Here is a 19,592-nt window from a genome sequence, read left to right as displayed (position 1 = left end):
GAGGGGGAAGGACGGAGCACCGCCGGTGGGTTACCCCCCGGTCACGCTCATATGCCGGCTGACGCTCGGCCGGTTGTGGCGGCGATCGATGATGAAATCGTGCCCCTTTGGCTTCAGGCCGATGGCGCGGTCGATCGTGGCGTTCAGGAGGTCGTTGTCGGCGGAAGCGCGCAGCGGCTTGCGGAGGTCGGAGGCATCCTCGTGGCCCAAGCAGGTATGGATCGTTCCGGTGCAGGTGATGCGCACGCGATTGCACGACTCGCAGAAATTATGGGTCATCGGCGTGATGAAGCCGATCTTGCCGCCAGTTTCAGCAACGCGAACATAGCGGGCAGGACCGCCGGTATCGTCGGTCAGATCGGTCATCGTGAACTGACTGGCCAGGCGTGCGCGCAGCATAGACAGCGGCACATACTGGTCGATGCGGCCTTCGCCGATATCGCCCATCGGCATCACTTCGATCAGCGTCAGCGCCATATCGCGGCCGTGGGCCCATTCGATCAATGAGGGGATCTCGTCTTCATTCATGTTCTTCAAGGCAACGGTATTGATCTTCACGGCCAAGCCCGCTGCCTGCGCGGCGTCGATGCCGGCCAGCACCTTGGATAGATCGCCCCAGCGTGTGATGGTGCGGAATTTTACGGGATCGAGCGTGTCCATCGAGACGTTGATGCGCTTCACGCCGCAATCGGCCAGTTCAGCGGCATATTTGGACAGCAGCGAGCCGTTGGTGGTCAGCGTCAGCTCTTTCAGCGCGCCGGTCTTGAGGTGGCGCGACAGTGAACGCACGAGGCCCATGACGTTGCGCCGGACCAGCGGTTCGCCGCCAGTGAGCCGCAGCTTGGTCACGCCCTTGGCGATGAATGCGGAGCAGAGCCGATCGAGTTCTTCCAGTGTCAGCAGGTCGGCCTTGGGCAGGAACGTCATGTCTTCCGACATGCAGTAGAAGCAGCGCAGATCGCAGCGGTCGGTCACCGAGACACGCAAATAGTTGATCCGCCGGCCGAACGGGTCGGTCATGGCAGAGGAGGCCAGGGCGGGGCTCAACTCGGAGACGGTCATTCAGATGCCTGACTGCAAAACATGAATTGCTCGCGCGGCGAAAAACGCCGCACGTTCAATCTAGTCACGGGTTGCAGCTGGCACAATCACGCCAACGTATATGTTTGGTGGATCAGCGGGGGGCGGGGAACGGCGAGCCCGCCGCAGATGCGGCGGCCGCCGGGGCCGCGGCAGGCGCTGCTGCACGCTTGGCAGCCTTGCGGGCGCGGCGCGGCGGCGTCGCAGGCTGCAACTCGGCGACGACCGGGCTCGGATCGACTGTGGTCCGTGCCGGCGAAGTGAAATCCCCGGGAACGCGGGTGATGGTCACCGGAACTGTCATCGGCTGGAATTTTGCGAGGGTAAAGGTTGCGCTGAACCCGGTTTCCGTCGCCAGAGGCAGCGAGCACGGGGTCTTGCAGCTCGGGCCAATGGACGTGACCACCTCTGCGCCGGGCGGAACCGAGTCGAACTGCACGGTAACCGGTTCCGGTGCCGACTTGAATGCGTCCATGGAGAACGACGTGCAACCGGCCAGGCTCAGGCCTGCCGCTGCCAAAACTATTACTCTACGCATGGGTATATCCGTCACGTTTTGCGGCTAGCCGCCATCCCCCGGCAACCATAGGAGCGTCGCACATATGACGCAACACGCAGGCCGCTTATAGTTAATTGATGGTTAACGAAGTCGCCGAACAACCTGAGAAACTCAATTATCTGAACAGGCTAGGCGGGGCGGCGGGGCAACAGGCGGTCGACAGTCGCCGGTAGATCGCGGAAATGGTCGATCACGATGTCGGGCTTGAGCTCGATAATCGGGACATCGGTATAGCCGAATGTAACGCCGATTACCGGGACATTGGCCCGCCGCGCTACACCGACATCGGGGCCGGCATCGCCGACCATGACAACGGACGACATCACGCCGCCGGCACGCGCTACCGTCTGCTGCAGGATGACGGGATCGGGCTTCGCGACGCCGAAGGTGTCGGCGCCGCAGATCGCCGCAAATCGGTTGGTCAGCTCCAGCTTGTCGAGCAGCAGCTTCGACAGCCATTCCAGCTTGTTGGTGCAAACCGCGAAGCGGTAGCCACGCCCCGCCATTTCGTCGAGCGCCGCAATCAGGCCCTCGAAGGGGCGCGACTCGTCCGCGATATGCTCCGCGTAATAAGCGATGAAATCCTCGGTCAGGCGTGTGACCTCGTCCGGGGTCATTTCCCGCCCCTCAAGCTCGAGCCCGCGTTCGATCAGGCGCCGGGCGCCCTGGCCGATCATTTTCCGTGCGGATTCCAGCGGGACGGGGGCCAACCCCTCCTGATGAAGCACATGATTCAGCGCGCTGATGAGATCAGGGGCGGTATCGACGAGGGTACCGTCGAGGTCGAAAACGACGAGGGGAGCTTGGGTCATGAGCGGATCGCTACCGGTCCGCGGCCGATCCCGCAAGGGGGGCGGACGTAGCCCAGCATCCCCCTGGGAATGCAGGCCTGCATTCCCAGGGAAAGCACGCCCTTCGCCCTGTTCCTTGCCCCCAAACGTCGCTAGATATGCGGCGCATCCCGTCCGCGGGACCGATTGTGAACCGCAAGGACCGCTGCGCCGATGAATATGGACGAGCTGAAACGACAGGCTGCCGCCAAGGCGCTCGAACATGTGCGTGATGGCATGAAGCTCGGACTCGGCACGGGATCGACAGCGAAGCACTTCGTCGAACTGCTCGGTGAACGCGTGGCGGGCGGTCTCAAGGTTATTGGCGTTCCGACGTCTGAGGCCACGCGGGCCGATGCGCAGTGTTGCGGCGTGCCGCTGACCACACTCGACGAGGTCGATCGGCTCGATCTCACGGTCGACGGTGCCGACGAAGTCGATCCGGCGCTGAATCTCATCAAGGGCGGCGGCGGCGCATTGCTGCGCGAGAAGATCGTGGCGGCGGCGTCCGACCGCATGATTGTCATCGCCGACGATTCCAAATGGGTGCCGACCCTCGGCCGCTTCCCGCTGCCTGTGGAAGTGATCCCGTTCGGCCTGTCGGCCACGCGCCGCGCGATTGCCGATGTGTTCGCCAAGTGCGGGTTGCACGGCGAAATGACCATTCGCAGCGGCAAGGACGGCCATGCTTTCGTCACCGATGGCGGCCACTGGATCATCGACGCCCGGCTCGGGACCATCACCGATGCGCCCCGCTTGGCCGGGCTGCTCGGCGCCATTCCGGGCGTGGTCGAGCACGGTCTGTTTATCGGTCTGGCAAGCACCGCCATGCTGGCAGGATCGCAGGGAATTCGCGTTTTCGAGCGTCCGTAACGGCGCAATCAAGGAGAATTGGAATGAAGAAGCTCTCGCACATGCTGCTGTCCGCCGGTCTGGCGCTCAGCGTTGCAGTGATCGCGCTGCCGGTCTCCGCGCAGCAGGCGTCTCCGGAAGGACAGGCTCGTCCGATCAAGCCGGCATCGCCAGCTGCGATCGGTTACGCCAAGGAAATTCTGGCGATGAAGAACGCCAGCGCGATGTATGCCAATGCCGTGCCGAACATGGTTCAGCGCGTCAAGGATTCGCTGCTGCAGAGCAATCTGAACTATCAGAAGGATCTCAATGAGGTCGCCATCACCATCGCGCAGACGATGGCCGGGCGCGACAAGGAGATCACCGAGCAGATGGCGAAGATCTATGCCAGCGACTTCACCGAGGCGGAGTTGAAGGACCTTGCGACTTTCTACAAGTCGCCGCTCGGCCAGAAACTTCTGGTGCAGGAGCCCCAGTCGATTTCCGCCAGCATGACCTATATGCAGCAGTGGGCGCAGCAGTTTTCGGAGCAGGTCAACGGCCTGTTCCGCGCTGAAATGCGCAAGCGCGGCAAGGAAATCTAAGGGCGTAAGCTGAGGCCCGTCATCCCGGGTCTCAGCCCCCAGTTCGGAGCGATCATGGCTGACGTCGACGTCGATCTGTTTGTCATTGGTGGTGGTTCTGGCGGCGTGCGCGCCGCCCGTATCGCGGCCGGCTACGGCGCGAAGGTCATGGTGGCCGAGGAATATCGCTTCGGCGGCACCTGCGTGATCCGCGGCTGCGTGCCGAAGAAGCTGATGGTCTATGCCTCGCATGTCCAGCGCGAGATCGACGATGCCGCCGGTTTCGGTTGGACCATCCCGACGGCGACGTTCGACTGGTCGACCTTCATCGCCAACAAGGACAAGGAGATCGCCCGGCTCGAGGGCATCTATCAGTCCAATGTGGAGAAGACCGGCGCGACGACCGTCAAGACCCGCGCAGTGTTCGAGGATCCGCACACGCTGCGCCTCGGCACCGGCGAGACGGTGAACGCCAAGCATATCTTGATTGCGACCGGCGGCGCGCCCAATCATGGGCCGGCGATTCCCGGCATCGAGCATGTGATCTCCTCCAACGAGGTGTTTCATCTGCCCGAACTGCCGAGGCGCATCGTGATCCAGGGCGGCGGCTATATCGCGCTGGAATTTGCCTGCATCTTTGCAGGATTGGGCTCCGACGTGACGGTGATCTATCGCGGCGACAACATCCTGCGCGGCTTCGATGAAGACGTGCGCGCCCATGTCCGCAGCGAGATGGAAAAGGATGGCATCACCATCCTGACCGGCTGCACGGTGACCAAGGTCGAGAAACACCGGCACGAATTCACGACGCATCTGTCCAGTGGCGCAAGCATCGCATCCGATCAGGTGTTGTTCGCGATCGGGCGCAATCCGAACACCGCCAATCTCGGTCTCGAGAAGGCTGGCGTTGCACTCAAGCCCGCCCATGGCGGCATCATCGTCAACGAGTTCTCGCAGACCAATGTGCCGCATATCTACGCGATCGGTGACGTCACCAACCGCATCAACCTGACGCCGGTGGCGATTCGCGAAGGCCACGCCTTTGCCGATACGGTGTTCGGCAAGAAGACCGTGAAGGTCGATCACAGCAATATCCCGACCGCCGTGTTCACCCAGCCGGAGGTCGGCACCGTCGGCATGAGCGAAGAAGAGGCGCGCGCCACCTTCAGCCACGTCGATATCTACAAGACCAATTTCCGGTCGATCAAATCGACGATTTCGGGCAGCGAAAGCCGCGTGCTGATGAAGCTGGTGGTCGACGGCGCGACGGATATTGTGGTCGGCGCCCATATCGTCGGACCGGAGGCGGCCGAACTCATCCAGGTGCTGGGCATCTGCGTGAAGCTGAAGGTGACCAAGGCCGATTTCGACGCCACCGTGGCCGTGCATCCGAGTGCGGCCGAGGAGCTGGTGACGATGCGCACGCCCACCGCACGCTACGTGCGCGAAGCCGCGGAGTAACACCAGCCCTCATGGCGAGGAGCGCGCCCTTGCGCGCGTCTCGAACCATGAGATGCAACGTATCGGTGTTTGTGGCCATCCTTCGAGACGCGGTCGAAGACGACCGCTCCTCAGGATGAGGGCGGATCGATGATCTGCGGCTTCAATGATGTGCCCCTAATCTTCCATCTGGATCCATTCGGCGGCGCCGCGCCACAGCGTGTCACGGTGCTCCGGCCGGAAGAAGCCGAAATGGCCGACCTTTTTCGAGCCGGCCTCGATGGGGCGGATACTGTCGATTTCCGGCTTGATCGACGTGAAGCCGGCACAGAGCATTTCGACGGCGGCGCGTGTCGCCCACGGATCGTCCGAGAAGCTCAGGGCCCGCATCTCGCCGCGGTAGCGCGGAAAGTTCACTAGCGCCCTGAGCTTGCTGTCGTCGAAGAAGTAGCGATCGCTGGTGACCCAGCCCGCCCATTCCAGAAACACGTCGCGTGGCAGATCGTAGCCGAGGCCTATCCTGCCGGGCGCATAGCCGATGATGCGCGCCAGCGGCGCGCCGACGAATTTCATCAGCGCATAGATGCGGTAGCCCTCAGGCGGCGTCATCAGTCGCCAGGTGCCGGCCTGTGCCGCGACGAGCAGGGCGCGCGACACCTCGGAATTGTTGGGGATCAGGCCGAGCGCCTGACCGCCGAAGGAATGCCCGACAAAGGCAAGTGGCATTGCCTTGTAGCGCTCGCGCATCCAGGTCACCGCGGCGGTAACATCGAGCGCAGCCCAGTCGGTCATGGACGCCTTGAAGCCCACCAGCGCGTTCGACCGGCCGGACAGGGGATCGGCCTTGGGCCGCGAATCCCCGGTGCCGCGGTAGTCATAGGTCAGCACGGCGCAGCCGCGGCTCGCGAGGTAGCTGGCGAAGCCTCTGTAGATCTTGCGGGGAACGGCGGTTGCGGAATTGATCAGAACCGCGTGGGTGCGGGCACCGCGGGGCAGGTACAGCGTCGCGCCCAACGAATAGCCGTCGGTCGCCTGGAAGGTGATGTCATCGGCAAAAGCGTCGTCCAGTGCAGCCTCCGACACCGCAGTTTCTCCCATGGTGTCCCATATGTTCCTTACCCGGGCCTAGCAAATGCGAATTCGGCTTTGGCTGCAAGGGCTTGGGGCGCAATGTGGATTTCGAACTGGCGATCCCCATCTACGCTGTGTATAACGCGGCCTCCGCAGCCATAAAGCGCGGTTTTCAGGAGAGAAGTGATGTCCGAGCGGTGGACGCCCGATAGCTGGCGCGGCAAGCCCGTGCTGCAAATGCCGGAATACCCGGATCTCAAGGCCCTTGGCGATGTCGAGGCGCAGCTTGCCACGTTTCCGCCGCTGGTTTTTGCAGGCGAAGCCCGCAATCTGAAGAAGTCGCTCGCCCGCGTGGCTGCCGGCGAGGCCTTCCTGCTGCAGGGCGGCGATTGCGCCGAGAGCTTTGCCGAGCACGGCGCCAACAATATCCGCGATTTCTTCCGCGCCTTCCTGCAGATGTCGGTGGTGCTGACCTATGCCGGCGCGCTGCCCGTGGTGAAGATCGGCCGTATCGCCGGCCAGTTCGCCAAGCCGCGGTCCTCGCCGATGGAGAAGCTCAACGGCGTCGAACTGCCGAGCTATCGCGGTGATATCATCAATGACATCGCCTTCACGCCAGAATCCCGCGTGCCCGATCCGCAGCGCCAGCTGATGGCCTATCGCCAGTCGGCGGCGACGCTGAATCTGCTGCGCGCTTTCGCGACCGGCGGCTTCGCCAACCTCGGCAGCGTGCACCAGTGGATGCTCGGCTTCCTGAAGGATTCGCAGCAGTCGCGCCGTTACAAGGAACTGGCTGACCGCATCTCGGACGCGCTGAACTTCATGCGCGCCTGCGGCCTCAATCTGGAAAGCCACCCGGAACTGCGGTCGACGGATTTCTACACCAGCCACGAAGCACTGTTGCTCGGCTATGAGCAGGCCTTCACGCGCGTCGATTCCACGACGGGCGACTGGTACGCGACCTCCGGCCACATGATCTGGATCGGCGACCGCACTCGTCAGCTCGATCATGCCCATGTCGAATACTTCCGTGGCATCAAGAATCCGATCGGCCTGAAGTGCGGCCCGTCGCTGAAGCCGGATGAACTGCTGAAGCTGATCGACGTCCTCAATCCGGACAATGAGCCCGGCCGTTTGACGCTGATCAACCGCTTCGGCCACGAGAAGGTTGGGGAGCATCTGCCGGGCTTCATCCGCGCGGTGCAGAAGGAAGGGCGCTCGGTGGTATGGTCGTGCGATCCGATGCACGGCAACACCATCACGTCGAACTCGGGTTACAAGACCCGTCCATTCGATCGCATCCTGTCCGAGGTGAAGTCGTTCTTCCAGATCCATGCCGCCGAAGGCACTCATCCGGGCGGCGTGCATCTGGAGATGACCGGCCAGAACGTGACGGAATGCACCGGTGGCGCGCGCGCCATTTCGGATGAGGACCTCAACGACCGCTACCACACGGTCTGCGATCCCCGTCTGAATGCCGAGCAGTCCATCGACATGGCGTTCCTGATCGCCGAACTGCTGAAGACGTCCCGCGTCGACAGGGCGGAGCCGCTGCCGGTGGCATCGGGTCTCTAAACTTGTCGCGCCTCTGGCGGGCCTGCATCAACACCTGGAATGGCCTGACCTTCGCGACGCGATCGGAGCAGGCCATTCGCGAGGAGCTGTTTGCACTGCTCCTCGCGGTGCCTTTGTCGTTTCTCATCGGCACCACCGCAGCGCGTCGGCTCGAGTTGGTGGCGGTGGTTTTGCTGCTGCTCACCGTCGAACTGCTCAACACTGCCATCGAGAAACTGGCCGACCGGCTCACCACCGAACACGATCCGCAGATCGGGCGTGTGAAGGACATGGGATCGGCGGCCGTCGGCGTTGCACTTGTGATCGCCGGCATGACCTGGCTGTATGCGCTCGGTGAGCGCATAGGCATCTTCTAATCCTGCAGTTGCGAAGGGTGAGCCGGTAGGCTTGGATGTTTCCATGACAGAATTGACGCGCTTCACCGTCACACTCGCCCAGCTCAATCCCATCGTCGGTGACATCACCGGCAATGCCGCCAAGGCGCGCGCTGCGCGGGCGCAGGCCAAAGCCGACGGCGCGACGCTGATCGTGTTTCCTGAATTGTTCATCGCCGGCTACCCACCGGAGGATCTGGTGCTGAAACCGGCATTTCAGGCGGCCTGCCGTGCGGCCATCGAGGAGCTGGCGCGCGAGACCGCGGACGGGGGTCCGGCTGTGTTGATCGGCTCGCCCTGGGTCGATGGCGGCAAGCTCTACAATGCCTGCGCGCTGCTCGACGACGGCCGCATCAGCGCGATCCGTTTCAAGGTCAATCTGCCGAATTACGGCGTGTTCGACGAGAAGCGCGTCTTCGCGCGCGGCTCGGTCTCGGGACCCGTCACCATCCGCGGCCTGCGCGTCGGCGTGCCGATCTGCGAAGACACCTGGATGGAAGAGTCCGCCGACTACGAAGACGTGGTCGAGACGCTGACCGAGACCGGCGCCGAAATCCTGATCGTGCCGAACGGTTCGCCATATGCCCGCGGCAAGACGGATCTGCGCTTGTCGGTGCAGGTCGCCCGCGTTACCGAGAGCCATCTGCCGATGATCTACCTTAATCAGGTCGGCGGTCAGGACGAACTGGTGTTCGACGGCGCGAGCTTTGTGCTCAATGCCGACCGCTCGCTGGGGGCACACTTGCCGTCCTTCACCGAGAGCATCACAACGCTGACATTCGAGAAGATCGACGGCCACTGGCGCTGCGACGGACCAATCGCACCGGTACCGGAAGGCGACGAGGGCGACTACGCCGCCTGTGTGCTTGGCTTGCGCGATTACGTCAACAAGAACGGCTTCCCCGGCGTGCTGATGGGCATCTCCGGCGGTATCGACTCTGCGCTTTGCGCCGCGATCGCCGTGGATGCGCTCGGCGCCGACCGCGTGCGCGGCATCATGCTGCCATTCCGCTACACCGCGCAGGTGTCGCTCGACGATGCCGACAAGCTCGCGAAGGCGCTGGCTTTCCGTTACGAGATCCTGCCCATCGCCGATGCGGTCAACGGCTTCGAGAAGATCCTTGCCGATACCTTCAAGGGTCTCGCGCGCGACATCACCGAAGAGAACCTGCAGGCGCGCACCCGTGGTACGCTGTTGATGGCCGTCTCCAACAAGACCGGCGCGATGGTCGTCACGACAGGTAACAAGTCGGAAATGTCGGTCGGCTATGCCACGCTCTATGGCGACATGAATGGCGGATTCAATCCGATCAAGGATCTCTACAAGACCCAGGTGTTCCGTATCTCGACCTTGCGCAATTCATGGAAGCCCGAAGGCGCGCTCGGTCCCGATGGCGAAGTGATCCCCAACAACATCATTATCCGTCCGCCCACGGCCGAATTGCGCGAAAACCAGACCGACCAAGACTCGCTACCCCCCTACGATATTCTCGATGGTATTCTCGAACGCCTCGTCGAACGCGAAGAGCCGCTGTCGGAGATTGTCGCGGCCGGTTACGAGAAAGACGTTGTGACGCGCATCGATCGGCTGCTCAATATCGCCGAATACAAGCGCCGGCAGGCGGCACCGGGCGTGAAAGTGACGCGGAAGAACTTTGGCAGGGATCGCCGCTATCCGATCACCAACAAGTTTCGCGATTTGGCCAATCCGTTGCCGAAGCCCGATGAGGACTTGGTGACTCGGCCCGGCAAGGGTACTAGCGAAGCGTTTGAGTGAAACTGTAGGGCGAATGACGCCTTACAAACTCGTCGCGTATCAGCGCGTGATCATGTCACCGCGCCGTTTTGGCCACCGCCGCAAAAGGTCGATTGGCTCAAAGGCCACCGCGCTGAAACAGGGTAACGACGGATGAGGATGCGGTGCTGGTGTCGTTCTTGATGTCATACAGCGCCGAGAAACGGTTCAGCAGTTTGGCCAGCTTGGCGGGATCGGCGAGGTCCTTCAGATCGAGGTGTTTCTCCACCACCTTGGCCTGCTGATCGATATCCATGGCGCCGACCTCGTCCGGCAGGCTGAAGATGGTGCGGAATACCTCCGCCAGCGCCTTGTCTGCAAGCAGGTCGTAGGCCGACGTGATGCTCGGCGCCTTGCGCTCGAAGTAGAGCGCGAGCCGCACGCCGGGATTGCTTTCGCCCTGCTGCGTCTCCAGCGTCTGCTGCAGATATTTGCGTTGGGTTTCCATGAACTGGTCACGGGTCTGCGGCCCGAATTTCGGTAGCCGCGCAATCGCCCCGTCGTCGTCGAAATTGAACGACGCCACGATCTCGGCAAAGCGCGGATCGGTTTGCGTGTTGACGAAGCTCTTGGGGTTATCGAGGTCAGAGTCGAACATCTGGCGCAGGTCGGCGGTGCTCACCTTGTCGGGCTCGAGACCCTTCGCGACGAGCACGATATCGATCAGCTTGCGGTCGGCAAGCAGGTCCTTGATGCTCTCGATATTGGCGATGTTGTTCTGATAATAGACCGCGTCCTTGTCGGCCGCCTTGCGCAGCTCGGTCTGTTCCTTGTCGCTCGTGAAACGGGTCTTGGCGATGATGTAGTCCTTCATCACCAGGGTGACTTCCGCCGCGTCCTGCGCCACCACAGGCGTCGTGATATTTCCGCTGCTGTCGAAATTGAATGCCCGAGCGAGCTGAACGTATCGCTCGTCGTGCAGCTTGTTCACGTAGCTCTTCGGATCGTCCGGATCGCTTTTGAGCACGTTTTTGATGATTGTCGGCGACACCTCTTCGGGATCAAGGCCAAATGCTTTCAGAGCAAAATTATAGACGTTTGGCGTCTTGAGAAAGGCATCGACCGTAGTCACATTGGCGATGCCCGCGCGATACTGCTTGATCAGCGATGCCGCGTAATTTTCATCCGCTGCGAGATAGGCCGCGCCCTGGCTGTTGACATATTTGGTATGGGTGTCGCTCAGCTGCGCGGCTGTCTGGGCAGACGTTCCGGTGGGCAATGTGCCGTCGGGCGAGAACTCGAAAGCGCCGGCAAGCGCCACATAGCTGTCGATCGTCTTGAGTGCATCCTTATAGCTGAGGATACTGACCTCATTCATCGATCCGCGCGTGCGCTCCAGATCGATCTTCCGGCGCAGATCGGCCATATCGGCGCCCGGCTGTTTCAATGCCGCCATGTATGTGTCGATCTTGCCGGCGGCATCGAGCATCGCTGCCTGGGCCTTGGTGATATTCGCATTGATGTCGTCCTTCTGCGACACCCAAACGGAATTGACATAGCTGTTCGGATCGGACGGGTCGCTGCTCAGCACCTTGCTGATCGTGTCGTGGGACCAGCGATTCTTGTCGATGCCGAAGGCCGAGAAAACATAATCGCGCAGCTTGTCGTCGGCGAGCAGGTCATTGACGTTGGTGATTTTTCCGATCGCGAGATTGTAGTAGTTCTTGTTCGCGTCGATAGCATCGACCCCGCGCTTCGCTACGGCCGTGTACAGACCGATCATGTCGTCGGTCTGGTTCTCGGACTGGGCAGCGTTGGTGCCGCTGCTGGTGGTCCCGAAGGGGAAGGCCGCGGCGAAATCCCGGTAGCGTTTGTCGCTCAGCTTGTTGGCAAAACTGTTGGCGTCGGAGAGATCGCTTTCCAGCACCTTGCGCAGGAAGGCCTTGGCATAGGCCATGTCCTCCAGACCATAGGCCGTCGTTGCATAGGTATAGAGCCGATAGTCATTCAGGAGATCATCGACGGTTTTCACCTTGCCGATGTTCTCCTTGTAATAGGCCGTATCCCGCGAGACGGTGGCCTGTTGCGAGACCCGCGTCAGCGATTGGGTGAGATTACGGGAGACGATATTATAGTTGAGATAAGTCGAGACCATCCGAACACCCTCGCGGTTTGGCGTGAGCCTACCGTTCGGAGGTTGTCCGAAGCTGGATGCTAGGGCTGGGCCGTCGTCGCTCTGCCTGGCCGGGCGAGGAGACGAGGCTTAACGCGGCGCGTTGTTCGGCAGGAATTGCGGGCCGACGGTCCGGATCTGGCCCGGTGTGGACGGCGCCGCCGGTTGCGCAGGAGCTGCCGCTGCCGGCGCATCGGTCGCCGCGCCCTTCTTCAATGCGGCGGGTGTGCCCTTGGCCTGCGGCTGTGACATCCGCTTGGCACGCTCCTCGGTGACGATGATGTCGCCGTTCTCCGCTGCCGATTTGTCGTCGACATTCTTCAACGCCTCGGACCAGGTCTGGCCCTGCGCCTTGCAGGAGCACGACGGATTGAACTCGGTGCGATACTTGAAAGCGTTCGGCGACGACGAATAGGGCTGACCCGACACCGAGACGGCTGAGTTCATGTCCTCGCCGGGGTTACGATAGGTGAACAGGTTGGCGTCGGAGGCCGGGCAGAGATTCTTGCAGGTTCGCTCGTCATCGCCGAAACGCGCCGGGATCGTCGCGAACGAGATCGGGAAATAGAAGCCATCGCAGGTGCGCACGCAGACGGTGCGATAGGTGCCGGACGGAACGGGCGACATATTGCCATCCAGCGGCGGCGCGCCGGGGCTTGGCTCGTTGTTGCCGAACAGGTTGCTCAGGAAACCGCCGGGGCCTGAGTTCTGCGGCGCCGCGCGCTGTGCAGCGGCGGCGTATTGCGGGCCGCAATTGTTCTGCGCGAGGGCCAGCAGCACCGAGCGGCGCTGGGTATCACGGTCCGAGCTGCCAGGCGTGCCGACGCGCAGACGTTCGAGATTGCTGGTGATCTGATCCAGATTGCCGCGCATCTGCTGGATCTGGTTATTGACCGGGCCGCACTGCTGCGACTGGCCATTGAACAGCGAGAAGAAGCCGGAACTGTCGCAGCCCATCCGCTTGGCCTGCGCCGAGACGCGGTCGAGCTCGCTTTGCTGTTTGGCCGCGGCGTCCTCATAGCGGCGAAGTTGTTCGGCGCGCGCGGGATCGAGGCCGTTGCCGCGATCGATGGTCGCAAGCTGCGCCTCGAGGCGCCCGCACATCGGATTGGCAGAACCCTGCTGCTGCGCCTGGCTTGGCGGATAGACCTGCTGCGCAGGATAGGCCGGTGGCGGTCCGTTCTGCGCCGATGCAGGAGTGCCCAGCGACAGCGCACCAACCAGTGCGGCACCAACAAAAACCCAGCGAGAAAGGGAAGCAGTCACAGTGTCAGACATATCCGGCCAATGCGCGAGTCAGAAGCGAGCGAGACAGAAACAAGCGGAGTGGTGCGGCATCGCGCGTCGATACCGCCGCCAACCTCTCGCCGACGTTGCCAGACGCGCGCGATGAAAATGCGGCGGCGAACGCGGCTTTCCATAGCTGCTTCTCGCGGCAGGGTCACGTCGTTTCCGGGGCCTCACTGTGGCCGCAAGCGCGACGCGAGAAAGTCGCAGGCCGCGGGATGTCAGCGCTGGCAGGTAATCGCAACGAATTCGTCGCATTTGCCGTGATGGCAGGCGCTGCCTGACGTCGGGACCGAGCCGGTCACTTCATCGGGATCGACGCGGCGATAGGCCACCGCCTGGTCGAAGGCGCGTGATTTGCAATAGGACAGGGCGGCATGCGCGCCGCACTTCTCGCCGCGGGCGAGGCACTGGTCGATACCGTAACCGTCAGACTGGTTGGCGATGATGAAGACGCGGGAATCGGCAAAGGCCGAGGAAGCGGCCAGAACAAATGCCGCCGTCAGAACGACTGAAATGGATTTCATAACTCACCGAATGAATGAGGAAATTCGCCCTCATTCGATACGCCCCAAAGATTAACAATCATTAACCATGGGCGGGGTAGCGATGGATTGAGGCCGAAATCAGCCCTTTGCGGCATAGTTCCACACCCTTGACGGGCCACCTGGGGTTGCCCCATGGTGCCCCGATGAACGGTTCTCTCGCCATTTGTGGCATTTGCCGCGAGATTAAGAGCTAGCGATTCGCTGGCTGAGGCCGTCTTTTCTCACACGAGATCAATCTCAAGAGGGATGAGAGGACGCCCGGCCGCTAGGGACGGACATCCATGGAACTGCGCCTTTACGACACTCTGACCCGCGAGAAGCGCGTCTTCACGCCGATCGATGCCGACAATGTCCGGATGTATGTCTGCGGGCCGACGGTCTACGACTTCGCCCATATCGGCAATGCGCGCCCGGTCATCGTGTTCGACGTGCTGTACCGGCTGCTGCGACACGTCTACGGAGTCGACAAAGTCACCTATGTCCGCAACATCACCGACGTCGACGACAAGATCAACGATCGCGCGTTGCGCGATTTCCCCGGGCTGCCCTTGAACGAGGCGATCCGCCGGGTCACCGAGACCACTGCCAACCAGTTTCAGGCCGATGTCGTGGCGCTGGGATGCTTGTCGCCGACGGTGCAGCCGCGGGCGACGGACTTTGTGCTACCGCGGCCCGACGGCAAGACCGATATGGTTACGCTGATCAAGGAATTGATCGCGCGCGGCCACGCCTATGAGGCTGCGGGCGAAGTGCTGTTCGACACCCAGTCGATGGCCGACTATGGCGCACTCTCCGGCCGCAAACTGGAAGACCAGCAGGCCGGCGCGCGCGTCGCCGTCGATGCGCACAAGAAGCATCCGACCGACTTCGTGCTGTGGAAGCAGTCATCCGCGGAAGAGCCCGGCTGGGATAGCCCGTGGGGCAGGGGCCGTCCGGGCTGGCACATCGAGTGCTCGGCGATGGCGGAGGCCTATCTCGGCACGATCTTCGACATTCATGGCGGCGGCCTCGACCTGATCTTCCCGCATCATGAAAACGAAATCGCCCAGTCGCGCTGCGCGCACGGTACGCATGCGATGGCGAATTACTGGATGCATAACGGCTTCCTGCAGGTTGAAGGCGAGAAGATGTCGAAGAGCCTCGGCAATTTCTTCACTATCCGGGAATTGCTGAATGACTGGCCAGGCGAAGTGTTGCGCCTGAACATGCTGAAGACTCATTATCGCTCGCCGATCGACTGGACCGTGAAGGGTTTGGAAGAGAGCGCCAAGACGCTCGATGACTGGTATTGGGTCGCGGCGGATGCAACAGGTGGCGACGTCTCCGACAAGGTGATGGAGCCGATGTTCGACGATCTGAACACGTCGCTGGCTGTTGCAGCGCTGCACGGTCTTCGCAACAGTGCGGCCGCAGGCAATGACGGCGATCGCAGCCAGTTTGCAGCGTCGTTGCGTGCGCTCGGTTTCCTGTCGGAAACGGCTGCTGCATGGAATGGACGCAAACAACAGGCCAGCGGGATCGATGCAGCAAAGGTCGATGGTTTGATTGCGGATCGCACAGCCGCGCGGGCCCGCAAGGACTTCAAGGAGTCGGATCGTATTCGCGACGAACTTGCCGCCATGGGCGTCGTCATCAAGGACTCGAAGGAAGGCACCACCTGGGAGATCGCGCGATGAGCCGACCCGACACACCGTTTCCAAAGCACTGGAAATATTACATCGCCCTCAAGTGGGCATTGATCATCGGCGCCATCGCGCTGGCGCTGAAGCTGGTGGATTTCTGGTGAGCGCGATGGGCGAGGCGAAACCGGCATTGCGACCGTTCCTGCCGGATGACACCGCAATTGCGGCTGCGATCTTCGTGGCCAGCATCGAGGAATTGACGGGCGACGACTACAGCGAAGCGCAGCAGGAAGCCTGGGCCGCTACGGTCGATGACGAAGTGGCCTTCGGCAAGCGGCTGGCGTCGCAACTCACACTGATTGCGACGCTGGACGGCGTTCCGGTCGGCTTTGCATCGCTGAAAGGCGCCAATCACATCGATCTGCTTTACGTGCATCCGAATGCGGCCCTCCAGGGTGTGGCATCGCTGCTGATCGATGCGATCGAGAAGCTGGCAGGTGCACGCGGCGCCAAGCTGCTGACCGTCGATGCCAGCGACACCGCCGAGCCCTTCTTCAAGAAACGCGGATATATCCCGACACAGCGCAACAGCGTGCCGCTGAATGACGAGTGGCTTGCCAACACCACGATGCAGAAGACGCTGGGTGAATCCGGGGCGTCGTAAATCGAATGACGAAGGCGGGGGAGGAAGACCGATGATCGATCACATCTCCATCGCGGTCAGCAATCTCGAACGGGCCGTAGCATTCTACGAGCGCAGCTTCGCGCCGCTTGGCATGACCCGACTGGTGACACGTCCGGCAATGGTCGGGTTCGGCAAGACCTATCCGGAAGTCTGGCTCAATCTGCGTGCAGGCATGGCGCCGCTACCGCTTGATAGCGGTGTGCATCTTTGTCTGCGTGCGAGGACGATGGATGAGGTTGATGCGTTTTATGCGGCAGCCATGGCCGCTGGCGGCGTCTCGGAAAGCGTGCCCTCGCTGCGGCCGCATGATCGCGTGCGCTACTATGCGACTTTCATCGCCGATGCCGATGGTAATCGCATCGAGGTGGTGACGTTCCCGAAGGACGACGCCACCACGTCGTAGCAGGTCTCAGAGCCGCGTCGCGACGTCCGGAGCCAGCTTCTTGGCTTCGTCGGAAGCCAGCGCCGCAGCGGTGCGGAGCCGAGGCAGGATGTCTTCGGCACGGTCGGCCGTCAGCACGTCCAGCGGCAGTGTCGGCCGGATGAAGGCGGTCGAGCGCATGTGTTTGAGCAGCTCGAGCAGCGGCTCCCAGAAGTTATCGATATTGGCCATCAGGATCGGCTTGCTGTGGCGGCCGAGCTGCTGCCAGGTGAGTTGTTCGACCAGCTCTTCCAACGTGCCGATTCCGCCGGGCAGGGCGACGAAGGCGTCCGACCGCTCGAACATCAGCCGTTTGCGCTCATGCATGTCGTGGGTGACGATCAGTTCCTGGGCGGCAGTCAGCGCGTTTTCGCGCTTGGTCAGGAATTCCGGGATGATGCCGGTGACCCGTCCGCCATTGTCCAGCACGGACTTGGCTACCGCGCCCATCAGGCCGATGGAGCCGCCGCCATAGACCAGGCCAATGCCTTGCTCGGCCATGATCTTGCCGAGCGCGACCGCTGATTCGACGAAACTGGGATTGGTACCGGGGCCGGAGCCGCAATAGACGCAGATCGTTTTAATTGTGCTCATAGATTCCATGTGGCACTGCGGGATAACAGCGTCAAGACACGGAATGAACGCGATACGGGAAATTCCTGCCCGGGACACCTCTCCGCAGGGAAAAGAATGCTCCGCGAGGGTGCGACGTTCCGGCAAAGCGCCTATATGCATTCTAATGAAATCGACCTCCATTTTGAGCCGGCCCCGGGCCGCAGCTCCGTTCGTTCCAGGCGCCGTGCATGTCTGATTCCGATCACGCGCTGAACGACGAGACAGTTCCTAACCCGGCCCATATCGAACGCGGCACGCTGTTCGGAACGCTCGCCCATTTGTGGCCCTATATCTGGCCGGGCGACCGCGACGACCTGAAGATGCGCGTCGTCTGGTCGATGCTGCTGCTACTGGTCGCCAAGGCGGCCACCCTGACAGTGCCGTTCACCTTCAAATGGGCGATCGATGCGCTGACCGGTGCCGATACGGCTCCGGTCCAGTCCTCGAACTGGACCCTGTGGCTGATCGCATCGCCGGTCGCCATGACCGTCAGCTACGGCGCGATCCGCGTGCTGATGGCGATCTTCACGCAATGGCGCGACGGCATCTTTGCCAAGGTGGCGATGCATGCGGTGCGCAAGCTGGCCTATCTCACTTTCGTCCATATGCACGAACTGTCGCTGCGCTTTCATCTGGAGCGCAAGACCGGTGGCCTGACGCGTGTGCTCGAACGCGGCCGCGCAGGCATCGAAGTCATCGTGCGCATGGTGATCCTGCAACTGGTGCCGACCATCGTCGAGCTGTTGCTGGTGATGGGGGTGCTGCTGTGGCAGTTCGACTGGCGCTATGTGCTGGTCGTGGCGATCACCGTGGTCGTCTACATGTACTATACGTATCTGGCGACCGAGTGGCGCATCGCCATCCGCCGCAACATGAACGAGTCCGATACCGAGGCGAATACCAAGGCGATCGACTCGCTGCTCAACTATGAGACGGTCAAATATTTCAGCGCCGAAACGCGCGAGGCCGAACGCTATGACAAGACCGTCGAGCGTTTCGAGCGCGCCAGTGTCAAGACCTATACGTCGCTGGCGGTGCTCAATACCGGGCAGGCGATCATTTTCACGCTCGGTCTGACATCGACGATGTTGATGTGTGCGGTCGGCGTGCGCAACGGCACCCACACGGTGGGCGATTTCGTCATGATCAACGCCATGATGATCCAGCTCTACCAGCCGCTGAATTTCATGGGCATGGTGTATCGCGAGATCAAGCAGGCGATCATCGACATCGAGAAGATGTTCGGTGTCCTGAACCGCAATCCGGAAGTGAAGGATATTCCAGGAGCAAAGCCGCTGCTGGTGACGTCAGGTGCCGTGCGCTTCGACGATGTACGTTTCGCCTATGACCCTGAGCGGCCGATCCTGAAGGGGCTCTCCTTCGAGGTGCCGGCCGGCAAGACCGTCGCCATCGTCGGCCCATCGGGCGCCGGCAAGTCGACGATCTCGCGGCTGCTGTTCCGGCTGTATGACGTGTCCGGTGGCACGATCTCCATCGACGGCCAGAACATTCGCAATGTCACGCAGGCCTCGCTGCGCCAGTCGATCGGCATGGTCCCTCAGGACACCGTGCTGTTCAACGACACCATCCGCTACAACATTCGCTATGGCCGCTGGGACGCGACGGACGAAGAGGTCGAGGAGGCCGCCAGGATGGCGCAGATCGACCCGTTCATCCGGATGTCGCCGAAGGGCTATGAGACCGAAGTGGGCGAGCGCGGCCTGAAACTCTCCGGCGGCGAGAAACAGCGCGTGGCCATTGCACGGACCGTACTGAAGGCGCCGCCGATCCTGTTGCTCGACGAAGCGACGTCGGCGCTCGATAGCCATACCGAGCAGGAAATCCAGGACGCGCTGGAGAAGGTCTCGCAGGGCCGCACCTCGCTGGTGATTGCGCATCGGCTGTCCACCATTGTCGGCGCCGACGAGATCATCGTGCTCGACCAGGGCCGGATCGCCGAGCGCGGCACCCATGGCCAGTTGCTGGCCGCCGGCGGTCTCTATGCCAGCATGTGGAACCGGCAGCGCGAGGCCCAGGAGGCCCGTGAGCGGCTCGCCCAGATCGGCGACGATGCCATCGCCCCCAATCGCACCCCGCCGCCGGTCGATGACGACCGGCTGATGACGCCTGACGCAGCGGAATAATCTCTGCTAAAGCAGGGC

At 62.1% G+C, this 19,592-nt stretch carries 18 protein-coding genes; 10 read left to right on the top strand and 8 right to left on the bottom strand.

All coding sequences use genetic code 11. The features are described 5' to 3' along the window. Positions 1-30 precede the first annotated feature (30 nt). The 3 genes from moaA to AB7951_RS16535 form a co-directional block, all read right to left on the bottom strand. Positions 31-1,062: a GTP 3',8-cyclase MoaA gene (gene moaA, locus AB7951_RS16545; RefSeq protein ID WP_120290996.1), complete on the bottom strand. Its 1,032-nt coding sequence runs from the start codon at positions 1,060-1,062 to the stop codon at positions 31-33. Positions 1,063-1,174: 112 nt separating this feature from the next. Beyond that, positions 1,175-1,618: a hypothetical protein gene (locus tag AB7951_RS16540; protein ID WP_068730561.1), complete on the bottom strand. Its 444-nt coding sequence runs from the start codon at positions 1,616-1,618 to the stop codon at positions 1,175-1,177. Between the two features lie 149 nt (positions 1,619-1,767). Beyond that, entirely contained in the window at positions 1,768-2,451 is a 684-nt protein-coding gene (locus tag AB7951_RS16535) for an HAD family hydrolase (RefSeq protein ID WP_120290998.1), read from the bottom strand. Between the two features lie 192 nt (positions 2,452-2,643). Here AB7951_RS16535 and rpiA point away from each other — a divergent pair, with 192 nt between their 5' ends. From rpiA to gor, 3 genes are read left to right on the top strand one after another with little or no spacing between them, the layout of a single operon-like run. After that, the gene (rpiA, locus tag AB7951_RS16530; RefSeq protein ID WP_441255921.1) at positions 2,644-3,342 is read left to right on the top strand and encodes a ribose-5-phosphate isomerase RpiA; all 699 of its coding nucleotides are present in this window, start codon (positions 2,644-2,646) and stop codon (positions 3,340-3,342) included. Between the two features lie 23 nt (positions 3,343-3,365). After that, positions 3,366-3,905, top strand: a complete 540-nt coding sequence (locus tag AB7951_RS16525; RefSeq protein ID WP_089267146.1) for a DUF2059 domain-containing protein — start codon at positions 3,366-3,368, stop codon at positions 3,903-3,905. A 54-nt stretch (positions 3,906-3,959) separates the two neighbouring features. Continuing rightward, positions 3,960-5,345 (top strand): glutathione-disulfide reductase, encoded by a 1,386-nt coding sequence (gene gor / locus AB7951_RS16520; protein WP_120291000.1) that lies wholly within the window; start codon positions 3,960-3,962, stop codon positions 5,343-5,345. Positions 5,346-5,501: 156 nt separating this feature from the next. Here gor and AB7951_RS16515 read toward each other — a convergent pair whose 3' ends face one another. Then, positions 5,502-6,422: an alpha/beta fold hydrolase gene (locus AB7951_RS16515; protein ID WP_120291002.1), complete on the bottom strand. Its 921-nt coding sequence runs from the start codon at positions 6,420-6,422 to the stop codon at positions 5,502-5,504. Positions 6,423-6,581: 159 nt separating this feature from the next. Here AB7951_RS16515 and AB7951_RS16510 point away from each other — a divergent pair, with 159 nt between their 5' ends. From AB7951_RS16510 to AB7951_RS16500, 3 genes are read left to right on the top strand one after another with little or no spacing between them, the layout of a single operon-like run. Further along, positions 6,582-7,970, top strand: coding sequence for a class II 3-deoxy-7-phosphoheptulonate synthase (locus AB7951_RS16510; RefSeq protein ID WP_120291004.1), 1,389 nt, complete (start codon positions 6,582-6,584; stop codon positions 7,968-7,970). Between the two features lie 2 nt (positions 7,971-7,972). Continuing rightward, positions 7,973-8,326, top strand: a complete 354-nt coding sequence (locus tag AB7951_RS16505) for a diacylglycerol kinase (RefSeq protein ID WP_120291006.1) — start codon at positions 7,973-7,975, stop codon at positions 8,324-8,326. A gap of 43 nt (positions 8,327-8,369) precedes the next feature. Further along, the gene (locus AB7951_RS16500; protein WP_441255920.1) at positions 8,370-10,121 is read left to right on the top strand and encodes an NAD+ synthase; all 1,752 of its coding nucleotides are present in this window, start codon (positions 8,370-8,372) and stop codon (positions 10,119-10,121) included. A gap of 97 nt (positions 10,122-10,218) precedes the next feature. On the opposite strand, the gene AB7951_RS16495 is transcribed toward AB7951_RS16500, so the two are convergent. From AB7951_RS16495 to AB7951_RS16485, 3 genes are all read right to left on the bottom strand, one after another. Next, entirely contained in the window at positions 10,219-12,234 is a 2,016-nt protein-coding gene (locus AB7951_RS16495; protein WP_120291010.1) for a DUF1217 domain-containing protein, read from the bottom strand. 108 nt (positions 12,235-12,342) lie between these two features. After that, positions 12,343-13,530 (bottom strand): DUF2865 domain-containing protein, encoded by a 1,188-nt coding sequence (locus tag AB7951_RS16490; protein WP_120291012.1) that lies wholly within the window; start codon positions 13,528-13,530, stop codon positions 12,343-12,345. A 230-nt stretch (positions 13,531-13,760) separates the two neighbouring features. Continuing rightward, a complete protein-coding gene (locus tag AB7951_RS16485) occupies positions 13,761-14,066 on the bottom strand; it encodes a hypothetical protein (RefSeq protein ID WP_089267154.1) in 306 nt (101 codons plus the stop codon). 302 nt (positions 14,067-14,368) lie between these two features. Between AB7951_RS16485 and cysS the strand changes: the two genes are divergently transcribed. The 3 genes from cysS (at position 14,369) to AB7951_RS16470 (ending at position 16,797) form a co-directional block, all read left to right on the top strand. Further along, on the top strand, positions 14,369-15,763 hold the full coding sequence (cysS, locus tag AB7951_RS16480) for a cysteine--tRNA ligase (RefSeq protein ID WP_120291016.1): 1,395 nt from the start codon (positions 14,369-14,371) through the stop codon (positions 15,761-15,763). A 115-nt stretch (positions 15,764-15,878) separates the two neighbouring features. After that, positions 15,879-16,373, top strand: coding sequence for a GNAT family N-acetyltransferase (locus tag AB7951_RS16475; protein WP_093758913.1), 495 nt, complete (start codon positions 15,879-15,881; stop codon positions 16,371-16,373). Positions 16,374-16,404: 31 nt separating this feature from the next. Continuing rightward, entirely contained in the window at positions 16,405-16,797 is a 393-nt protein-coding gene (locus AB7951_RS16470; protein ID WP_120291018.1) for a VOC family protein, read from the top strand. Positions 16,798-16,803: 6 nt separating this feature from the next. On the opposite strand, the gene AB7951_RS16465 is transcribed toward AB7951_RS16470, so the two are convergent. Next, positions 16,804-17,409 (bottom strand): TIGR00730 family Rossman fold protein, encoded by a 606-nt coding sequence (locus tag AB7951_RS16465; protein ID WP_089267321.1) that lies wholly within the window; start codon positions 17,407-17,409, stop codon positions 16,804-16,806. 209 nt (positions 17,410-17,618) lie between these two features. Between AB7951_RS16465 and AB7951_RS16460 the strand changes: the two genes are divergently transcribed. Further along, positions 17,619-19,574 carry an ABCB family ABC transporter ATP-binding protein/permease gene (locus AB7951_RS16460; protein WP_120291020.1) on the top strand — a complete coding sequence of 652 codons (1,956 nt, stop codon included), beginning with the start codon at positions 17,619-17,621 and terminating at the stop codon, positions 19,572-19,574. Positions 19,575-19,592: the final 18 nt, after the last annotated feature.

The sequence above is a fragment of the Tardiphaga sp. 285_C5_N1_2 genome (assembly GCF_052076065.1).
Lineage (GTDB): Bacteria > Pseudomonadota > Alphaproteobacteria > Rhizobiales > Xanthobacteraceae > Tardiphaga > Tardiphaga robiniae.
This window is presented reverse-complemented; position numbering and strand designations above follow the sequence as displayed.